This is a genomic window from Amycolatopsis circi (assembly GCF_003385235.1).
In the GTDB taxonomy this organism is placed as follows: domain Bacteria; phylum Actinomycetota; class Actinomycetes; order Mycobacteriales; family Pseudonocardiaceae; genus Amycolatopsis; species Amycolatopsis circi.
In genome coordinates, this window is the sequence record NZ_PQIA01000227.1 from 1 (window position 1) to 8,631 (window position 8,631).

General features: G+C 67.7%; 12 protein-coding genes. 7 read left to right on the top strand and 5 right to left on the bottom strand.

Annotated elements, in window-relative coordinates; all coding sequences use genetic code 11:
• The first annotated feature begins 168 nt into the window (after positions 1-168).
• From D0D37_RS44715 to D0D37_RS47050, 4 genes are all read left to right on the top strand, one after another.
• Positions 169-876: an ABC transporter ATP-binding protein gene (locus D0D37_RS44715; protein ID WP_116206627.1), complete on the top strand. Its 708-nt coding sequence runs from the start codon at positions 169-171 to the stop codon at positions 874-876.
• A gap of 13 nt (positions 877-889) precedes the next feature.
• The gene (locus D0D37_RS44720; protein ID WP_116206628.1) at positions 890-1,615 is read left to right on the top strand and encodes an ABC transporter permease; all 726 of its coding nucleotides are present in this window, start codon (positions 890-892) and stop codon (positions 1,613-1,615) included.
• 92 nt (positions 1,616-1,707) lie between these two features.
• Entirely contained in the window at positions 1,708-2,094 is a 387-nt protein-coding gene (locus D0D37_RS44725; RefSeq protein WP_116206634.1) for an SCO5389 family protein, read from the top strand.
• A 110-nt stretch (positions 2,095-2,204) separates the two neighbouring features.
• On the top strand, positions 2,205-2,636 hold the full coding sequence (locus D0D37_RS47050) for a hypothetical protein (RefSeq protein ID WP_162834790.1): 432 nt from the start codon (positions 2,205-2,207) through the stop codon (positions 2,634-2,636).
• A gap of 198 nt (positions 2,637-2,834) precedes the next feature.
• On the opposite strand, the gene D0D37_RS44735 is transcribed toward D0D37_RS47050, so the two are convergent.
• Genes D0D37_RS44735 through D0D37_RS44740 form a run of 3 tightly spaced genes read right to left on the bottom strand, consistent with a single transcriptional unit; the run spans position 2,835 to position 4,911 of the window.
• On the bottom strand, positions 2,835-3,830 hold the full coding sequence (locus D0D37_RS44735) for an LLM class flavin-dependent oxidoreductase (RefSeq protein WP_244223902.1): 996 nt from the start codon (positions 3,828-3,830) through the stop codon (positions 2,835-2,837).
• Positions 3,800-3,958: a hypothetical protein gene (locus tag D0D37_RS47250; protein ID WP_167493655.1), complete on the bottom strand. Its 159-nt coding sequence runs from the start codon at positions 3,956-3,958 to the stop codon at positions 3,800-3,802. The genes D0D37_RS44735 and D0D37_RS47250 overlap by 31 nt, the downstream gene beginning before the upstream one ends.
• A complete protein-coding gene (locus D0D37_RS44740; protein WP_208720556.1) occupies positions 3,958-4,911 on the bottom strand; it encodes a class E sortase in 954 nt (317 codons plus the stop codon). Before D0D37_RS44740 ends, D0D37_RS47250 begins: the two co-directional genes overlap by 1 nt.
• A gap of 653 nt (positions 4,912-5,564) precedes the next feature.
• On the opposite strand from D0D37_RS44740, the gene crgA reads away from it, so the two are divergent.
• On the top strand, positions 5,565-5,831 hold the full coding sequence (gene crgA / locus D0D37_RS44750) for a cell division protein CrgA (RefSeq protein ID WP_101436684.1): 267 nt from the start codon (positions 5,565-5,567) through the stop codon (positions 5,829-5,831).
• 85 nt (positions 5,832-5,916) lie between these two features.
• The gene (locus D0D37_RS44755) at positions 5,917-6,345 is read left to right on the top strand and encodes a PH domain-containing protein (protein WP_244223903.1); all 429 of its coding nucleotides are present in this window, start codon (positions 5,917-5,919) and stop codon (positions 6,343-6,345) included.
• On the opposite strand, the gene D0D37_RS44760 is transcribed toward D0D37_RS44755, so the two are convergent.
• Positions 6,319-7,293 (bottom strand): rhomboid family intramembrane serine protease, encoded by a 975-nt coding sequence (locus tag D0D37_RS44760; RefSeq protein WP_116206632.1) that lies wholly within the window; start codon positions 7,291-7,293, stop codon positions 6,319-6,321. The genes D0D37_RS44755 and D0D37_RS44760 overlap by 27 nt on opposite strands.
• A gap of 43 nt (positions 7,294-7,336) precedes the next feature.
• Positions 7,337-7,861: a peptidylprolyl isomerase gene (locus D0D37_RS44765; RefSeq protein WP_116206633.1), complete on the bottom strand. Its 525-nt coding sequence runs from the start codon at positions 7,859-7,861 to the stop codon at positions 7,337-7,339.
• Positions 7,862-8,067: 206 nt separating this feature from the next.
• Between D0D37_RS44765 and D0D37_RS44770 the strand changes: the two genes are divergently transcribed.
• Positions 8,068-8,631, top strand: a 564-nt coding sequence (locus D0D37_RS44770; RefSeq protein ID WP_244223904.1) for a hypothetical protein, incomplete at its 3' end; no start/stop codon positions are given.

Consider the following 8,631-nt stretch of genomic DNA (forward strand, 5'->3'; position numbering starts at 1 on the left):
GTCCACCCCCTTTCGCGCCCCAGTCTCGCCGCCCCGGTCCTCGCCGTCCCTGGCCGCAGCTCCCGGATCGGGGTGGCCCTAGCCCCACCCCCGGGCCCGCAAAACCCCACCTCAACTGGGGTTTCCGGCTCATTCTGCCGGACCGCGGGCGCTTCTAGCGTCGTTCGCATGCGACTCATCGAAGTTTCCGAACTCCGCAAGGCCTATGCGGGCCGGGTCGTGGTCGACGGCGTCTCGTTCTCCGTCGAACGCGGCGAGATCTTCGGCGTCCTCGGCACGAACGGCGCCGGAAAGACCACCACCGTCGAATGTCTCCAGGGATTGCGTTCCCCAGATTCCGGCACGATTTCCGTACTGGGCCTGGATCCGGCGCGCGACGCCGCCGAACTGCGCCGCCGCGTCGGCACCCAGCTGCAGGACGCCCGGCTGCCGGAGAAACTGCGGGTCCGCGAAGCGCTTTCGCTGTTCGCGTCCTTCTACCCCAACCCAGCCGACATCGACACGCTGCTGACCCGACTCGGCCTCGACGCCCACCGCGACATCGCCTTCGGCAAGCTATCCGGCGGTCTCCGGCAACGGCTGTCCATCGCACTCGCCCTGGTCGGCAACCCCGAACTGGCCATCCTCGACGAGCTGACCACCGGCCTCGACCCGCATGCCCGGCAGGAAACGTGGCAGCTGGTCGAGAACGTGCGCGCTTCCGGCGTGACGGTCGTGCTGGTCACCCACTTCATGGACGAGGCGCAACGGCTGTGCGATCGCCTGGTGCTGCTGGATCAGGGCCGCGTCGTCGCCACCGGCGCCCCCGCCGACCTGCTCGCCGACACCGGCCAACCCACCCTGCACGACGCGTTCGTCGCCATCACTCGCGCTTGAAGGAGATCCACGCATGCGTACCTTGCTGATTACCGAAGCGAAACTGTTCCTGCGCACGCCGTTGTGGGCGCTCCTGGGCGTTTTCCTGCCCACCGCGATCCTGCTGGGCGTCGGCTCGATCCCCGGAATGCGGGAGCCAAGCCCCGTCACCGACGGCTATCGATTTGTCGACCTATGGGTACCGTCGCTGGTCGTGATCGCACTGGCGATGCTGGGCCTGCAGGTGATCCCGGCCGCCGTCGCGACCTACCGCGAGCACGGCGTCCTCCGCCGCCTAGCCACCACACCCGTGCCGCCCGCCTACCTGCTGCTCGCGCAAGTGCTCATCCACGCCGCCGTCGCGCTGACCGGAGTGCTGCTGATGCTCGTCGCCGCGAAAATCGCCTTCGACGTGCCGATCCCACGACATCCCGGACTCTTCCTGCTGGCCCTGCTGCTAGGCCTGGTCTCGGTCTTCGCACTGGGCCTGATCGCCGCGTCCCTCGCCCGTACCGGCAAAGCCGCGGGCGGACTGGCGATGATCGCGTTCTTCCCCATCATGTTCGTCGGCGGCGTCTACCTTCCGCGGCCGCTGCTGCCGGCGGTGATCCAGAAAATCGGCGCCTACCTCCCGCCCGGCACCCAGCCGCTGCAAGACGCCTGGGTCGGCAACGGCGGTCAGCCGCTGCAATTCGTCGCGTTGGCCGCCTTCGCGCTGGGCGGAACGGCGCTCGCCGTGCGGCTGTTCCGGTGGGAGTAGTACACCAAAGTGGTGATGAAACTCGTTTTCTCTTGTGGCCGGGTCCGGCGGGCCGGTAGCTCTGAGGGGTACCGCTGACCATGGAGGTTGTCTTGTCCTTGGACGTATCGCCCGCGCTGCTGGAAAAAGCCGAACGAGGGGAAGTCTCCGACGCCGAGTTCGTGGCCTGTGTGCGGGAATCGCTGCCGTACGCGTGGGAGGTCATCACCGGAGTGATCGCGGAAGCAGACACCGCCGCGGACGGATTCGCGGACAACGAAACCCCGCCGCCGAGCGAGGCCGAACGCGGTCAACTCCTGCGAGCCCTGGCCTCAGACGCGATCCGCGGCGGGCTGGAGCGGCATTTCGGGGTGAAGCTGGCCTTCCAGAACTGCCACCGGGTGGCGGTGTTCCGTGACGTGGACGGGGATCGGTACCGGGCGTTTGTCTCGCCTCGGGGGCAGTTGCTGAACCAGAGCCCTGAGCTGCGGGACTGCTGAGTCCGGCTTCGGACTGAGCTGCGGCCTGGTCAGGGGATTTCTCTGACCAGGCCGGTCTTTAGCTGGTTCTGCATTCCACTGACGTCACTGACGCGGCGACCTTGGCCTTCGTGGACGACGTGGTCATGACGGTGCTTCGCACGATTGTCTTCCCTGGGGTCGTGCCTGCCGCGGTCTCCGTGATCGGGCCGCTCTGGTCGCCGGTGATCTCGTACGTGACGTCGCACGTGTACTGGTCGAGACCCGCGGTGCCCTTGTACGTGAATTTCGGCTCCACCACCACATTGCAGCCGGCAGAGCCGAAGCAATGCTTGGAAACGGTCTTGAGAGCGACCTCGAAATCGCTCGCCGCCGGCGGGGCGATGGTGCTCTCGGATGTCGGCAGCGGCGCTGACGGGTTCACTGTGCTGGAATCGAACATGCTGTTCCAAGTCGACGATGCCGATGTCGGCTCCGCGGAATCAGCACCTGTCGATGATCCGCACGCGGTCAGGGAGACAAACAGCGCGGACGCGACGATCGCAAAACCGATGGGTCTGTGAACTGACATTCGTTCTCCCAAAGGCTCGCCGCTGAGTGTGCCCGGTTTGTACTCGCAAGGATCACCGTCGGTGTTACACCGCGTGAAGTGCGCGCCGAGGTAATCCAGATGCGGAGGAACGAGTGCCCAGCCGTAGAGCCCCTGGCAGGACTCGAACCTGCGACCTAGAGACTAGGAGGCGCGGACCCCATCAGCCCGGCTAACCCCGTAGCGCGGGCAGCACCTCGGCGCCGATCCGCGCGATGTTGGCCAGAGTCCCCTCCGGCGTCCCGGATGCTTCCACGAACATGATCACGTGGGACACCCCGGTGCGCCGGAGGCTCGTCCGCAGAGTCTCGACACAATGCTCAACCGTGCCGACCGGATGGATCGCGCACAGGTTTTCCGTGTACTCCCAAGGATCCCGAGCCGGACCGGGTCGGCCGTCCACCGTTACGTGGGCGCCAAGGCCATCCGACAGCCACCCCGGCAAAGCGCGGCGCACCACTGCAGAAGCATCGTCGCCGACCTGGCACAGCACCGTCGACACGTGGGCCGCGGGCGCGCCATAAGCAGCGACAGTTGCTGCCTTCTCCGTATCGTCCGCGTGCAGGCCCAGCAACAACGGCAGATCACGTTCAGCAGCCAACCGGACCGCGGAAGAAGCAGGTCCGCCGCACGCCACCACGACTTGCGGGGACCGTTGCGGAGCAGGGCGCAGCGGCACCTCACGAAAAGAAAAGTGAGACCCCTGAGCCGAAACCCGGCCAGTCGCCGCAGTCAGCAGAAGATCCAGCGACTCGGCGAAACCCGTTTCGTAGCGCGGCAACCCAGTGCCGAACACCTCCAGATCCTGCCAAGGGCCACCCCGCCCGACGCCCAATCTCAACCGGCCGTCGGAGATCGCGTCCAGCATGGACCACTGCTCGGCCAACGCGACCGGATGCGTCGTCGACAGCACACTCACCGCAGTACCAACGCTGATCCGCGAAGTCTGACCAAGCACGTGCGCGGCGAGCGTGATCGCCGACGGGCACACGCCATACGGCATGAAGTGGTGCTCGGCCAGCCACACGTCGTCGAAACCGGCCGCCTCGGCCGCAGAAGCCGCGCGGACGGTGCGCCGCAGGACGGCAGCGTCGTCCTGGCCCGGGAAGCGGCCCGAGACCAGGAAGACGCCGAACCTCAGTTGTTCACCGACACGTTGTTGAACCACAGCAGCGGGTCCAGCCACGGGAACACCACGAACATCAGCAACGCCACGATTCCGAGCACCAGCACGAGCGCGATCGCGAACTTCGCCGCGAACGGACCGGGCAGATGCCGCCAGAGCCAGCCGTACATCAGGAACCGACTCCGATCTTCTTCAGCAGCGTCGTGTAATCCGGCACCTGCGTCTTCGGCACCTGGCGGGTCAGCACTGAGGTGATGATCAGCCGCTCCTTCGCCGAGAACTGCGGGTGGCACGTGGTGAGCGTGAGCAGCGAAGCCTGCTGCGCCTTCGGCAACGCGTCAGCCGGCTTGTACGGCACCGCGTTCACCGCGTCGCCCTGGCTCGGCTGGACGACCTTACGCCCGAACGTCTCGTCGTACGGTCCGCCGCCGGGGATGCTCGCGTTGCGCAGCGTCGAGACGCCCTTGCACTCCGGCTGCGCGCCCTTGCCGCTGCTCCAGCCCTTGATCTCGTCGTCATAGGGCAGCACCTGGTAGATGAAGAAATCGGTGTGCGTTTCGATGACGATCTGGTCGCAGGAACTCAGGTTGTCCAGGTCGTTGAACGGCGCGCCCTTGCCGACGCGGTGTCCGGCGATGCCGAAGTTGCCCGGTTCGCCCGGCAGCGCGGTGCCCTTGTAGTGGCCGGGGCCGACCGCCAGCGAGTCCTCGCCGGTGCCTTCCTGGATGGTGAAGTTGAAGTCCGCGCCGAACGACGGGATGTGGATGCGCGCGAACGCCTTGCCGTCGATCAGTTCGGGGTGCAGCGTGCGGTCCTTCGACCAGTCGCCGTCGAGCTGGTCGCTCGCGGTGTGCTGCTTCTCCGCCGAGAACAGGTCGGTGACCCAGACCTCGTAGACCATGAACAGCAGCACGACGACTCCGAGCGTGATGAAGATTTCGCCCGCGGTGCGGATCGCGATTCCGCCCTTGCCCAGCGGCGGCGGGGTCTTCTTGGCCTTCTTCTCGTCCTTGTCCGCGACGGCCACCGCCGAGAACACCTCGGTCGGCTGCTCGGCGAACTCCGGGCCGGTCATCCGCCGCCGGGACGGATCCGGGGCCGCGGCGCCCACCCGGCGAGGCATCTGACGGCCTTCTTCCGGCTGACGGCGGGGATCTCCGCTGCGGGGACGTCGGCTGGGATCCCCGGGCTGGGCACGATCGGCACGAGGCTCGCCCGGACGTCGTTCGCCGCGCGGGTCGCCTTCGGCGCGGAACTCGGCGGTACGGCGTGGTGCGGCACCGCGGGGACTGCCGAAATCACCGCCGCGGGGGTCACCCTCGCGGGGCCTGCCCTCGCCCGTTCGCCCTTGCCCGGGCCGGTTTTCGCCGCCGCCCTGGACCGGCCCGCCCCGGTCGATCGGCGTGCGCTGTTCGGGTGATCTCCGGCCCGGATCGCCTGCCACTCTTCGCCGCGGCGGAGTCTCCCCGGACTGCCGCCTCGGCGGCGGGGGCTGTCGGCGGACCGGGCGGTCAGGTCCCGTGCCGGGGCGGCGGTCGTCCTCGCCCGGCCAATCTTGCGGCGTCACGCAAGCTCCTCCCGCGCCCGGCCGGAGTCCTCCCCGGCACTCCAGGTGGCGCTATTGTCACAGTCTGAGAAACCCGACCGCTCCCGCCCGGTGCTGCGGAGCCGTCCTTTACGTTAACGTGTGCACGTGGCGCTGGTTGCGCACCCCGACAGCGGGACCTCGTCCAGGATGCCGCCACCAGGAATGCCCGTAGAGCACGCGAGGAAACGATGCCGAAGTCGAAGGTCCGCAAGAAGACCGCGTACACCCCGCCTGTCGACCGCCGCACCCCGGTGAAGGTCCAGGCCGCGGGACCGTCGAACCTGTTCTACAAGATCGTCATGTTCGGCCTCATGCTCCTCGGGCTGGTGTGGCTGGTCGTGAACTACATCGCCGGCGACAAAGTTTCGTTCCTCAGCCAGCTCGGAAACTGGAACTTCGCCATCGGATTCGCCGCGATGATCGCCGGCCTGCTGATGACGATGCGGTGGCGCTGACCATCCGCCGGATCAGCTTTGCTCCGGTCGGCCGATTGACACCGAATCACACCGGTGTGACTCATCCCCAGTGTGGATAACCCCTGTGGATAACCACCCGGCCTCGTGGGCCCCGCGCCGAAACTTCGTGGTAGTGGCGTGGGGCCTGGCCGCGTTGCTGCTGGTCGGAACTGTGCTGGACGCGACCTTCGGCGACGGCAAGGGCGCGGTGCTCACCGGCCTCGCGACGCTGGCCGTCGGCGCGTTCGCGGTCCATTGGACGCTCGTACGGCCGCGCTTGGCCGCGGACGAGGACGGCCTGCGAGCCCGCACGCTCAACGGCACGCACCGGCTCCCCTGGGCCGGCACGACGGTCCGGCTGCGCAGCACGCGCCGCCTCGGCCGCGACGGCGTGACGCTCGAGCTGGAGCGCGACGATCAGCTGTTCATTTTCGGGCAGACCGATCTCGGCGAGGATCCTCGCGACGTGCTGGACGTGCTTACCGAGCTACGTACTCGCTCCACCGGAGCCTGATAATCCGCAGAGGTAGCTCAACTGGCCTCGGGCCATGCCGAAGTCGCACTCGAGTGACGGGATCTGAGCAGCGCGCCATGCGACCAGCCCGACGAGTGCGAGCGTGATGATCACCAGGCCGATGCTCTGCCACCGCACCCGGTTGCGCTCAGGCGCGTAGAGAATCGCGGCCGCCACTACCGCGCCCGTCACAAGTCCGCCGACGTGGGCGAGAATCGAAATCTGCGGGATCGAGAACGTCACGTAGGCGTTGATCACCAAGTTGATCAGCAGCGCGGTCGGATTCAGCCGGAGCTTGAGCACGATCACCGCGTAGGCGCCCAGCAGGCCGAAGATCGCCCCGGAAGCGCCTGCGGACGGCCGATTCGGCGCGTCGAACAGCAGCACCGCGGTGGACGCGCCGAACATCGACACGAAGTACAGGGCCAAGAACCGCGACCTGCCGAATACCTGCTCCAGCGCGCGGCCCATCATCCACAGCGAGAACGCGTTCGCCGCGATGTGTATGGGTCCGTAGTGCAGGAAGCCCGAGGTGAAAATCCGCCACCATTCGCCACCGCCGAGCGCGGGATACGTCCACAATTCGCCGAGCATCTCGACGCGCGCGGCACCGTTGTTGAACAGGCTCTTCGCCTGGACTGCGGTGACGAAGAAGATCACCACGTTCACCGCGATCAACGTGGCGGTGACGACGTAAGAATTCGACAGCCGGGCCCCGGCGATCGTGCGGGAGCCCAGCCCGGCGTTGCGATACTGCCGTTGCTGCTGCTTCTGCTGGTGCGCCCCGGTCTGCACGCAGTCGGTGCACTGGAATCCCACCGGGGCTTCGCGCAGGCAGTCCGGACAAGCCGGACGCCCGCAGCGGGCACAGCTGAGGCCGGTCTGGCGGTTCGGATGCCACCAGCAACCGGGAAGAGACGGCGCGGACGGGTTCGGCGGTTGGCTCACGATGACTCCAACCTACCGAAACCCCATCCCTGCCTGCGGCTCGTCAGTCTTCGACGGTGATCTTCTCGATGACCACGTCGTTCAACGGGCGGTCCGCCGGGCCGGTCGCGGTGGTCGCGATGGCGTCGACGACATTGCGGGAATCCTGGTCCGCCACCTCGCCGAAGATCGTGTGCCGGAAGTTCAGGTGCGAGGTCGGCGCGACGGTGATGAAGAACTGCGAGCCGTTGGTGCCCGGCCCGGCGTTCGCCATGGCCAGCAGGTACGGCTTGGAGAACTGCAGTTCGGGGTGGAACTCGTCGCCGAACTTGTAGCCGGGGCCGCCGCGGCCGGTGCCCGTCGGGTCACCGCCCTGGATCATGAAGCCGTTGATGACCCGGTGGAAGACCGAGCCGTCGTAGAACGGACCGGAGTTGCCGCCCTTCGCGTTCGGCTGGGTGTACTCCTTGGAGCCGGTGGCCAGCCCCACGAAGTTCGCCACGGTCTTCGGCGCGTGGTCGGGCAGCAGGTTCACGTGGATGTCACCCTGGTTGGTGTGCAGGGTGGCCTTGCGGGCGCTTTCAGTCACGCCGCCATCGTGCCACCCCTTCGCACAAATGGGGGGTTCAGGGGGCCGTCCCGGCCCGTCGCGCTGGACTCCGGCCCAGGAAGAAGGCACTTTCCCGAGGTTTCCGCGACGCCGCCAGCGGGAAGCCGCAGCGGTGCGGGCGGAAAAAGGGCAGGATAGATGTCAAGCAACAGATCTGTTTCACAACGATTGATGAGGTGAAGACCATGACCCGGGCCGTGGAATCGGTCGGTGAGTCGGCCAAGTCCGGCTCGACGGACCTGCGGAAGCTGGTCGTCGAGGCGGGCAAGGCGGGCGCGAAGGCCGCCGAGGCCGGCGCGGAGGAGCTGGGCAAGCAGAGCCGCCAGGCCCGGCGCAAGCTGGCGAAGAAGACGGAGCTGACTCGCAAGGAGCTGAAGAAGAGCTCCGCCGCGGCGCGCAAGGAGGCGCTCGCCCGCATCGCCGAGCTGAAGAAGCCGGGCCGCAAGGCCAAGAAGGCCGCGATCAAGGCCGCCGCGTCGGCCGGTGACTCGAAGCGCCGCGGCAAGAAGGACTTCAAGGCGGCCAAGAAGGAGTTCCGCGCTGCGCTGGAGGAGGCGAAGAGCGCCGCCAAGGGCACCCGCAAGCGTCGCCGCTGGCCGTGGATCCTCGGTCTCGGCGCGGTCGCCGTCGGTACCGCCGTCGCGCTGAAGTCGCGTCAGCAGGAGCCGCCGGTCGCCCCCGCGCCGCCGAAGGCCGCCCCGCCCGCTCCCCCGGCCCCGAAGCCGGCTCCGGAAGCCAAGGACACGAAG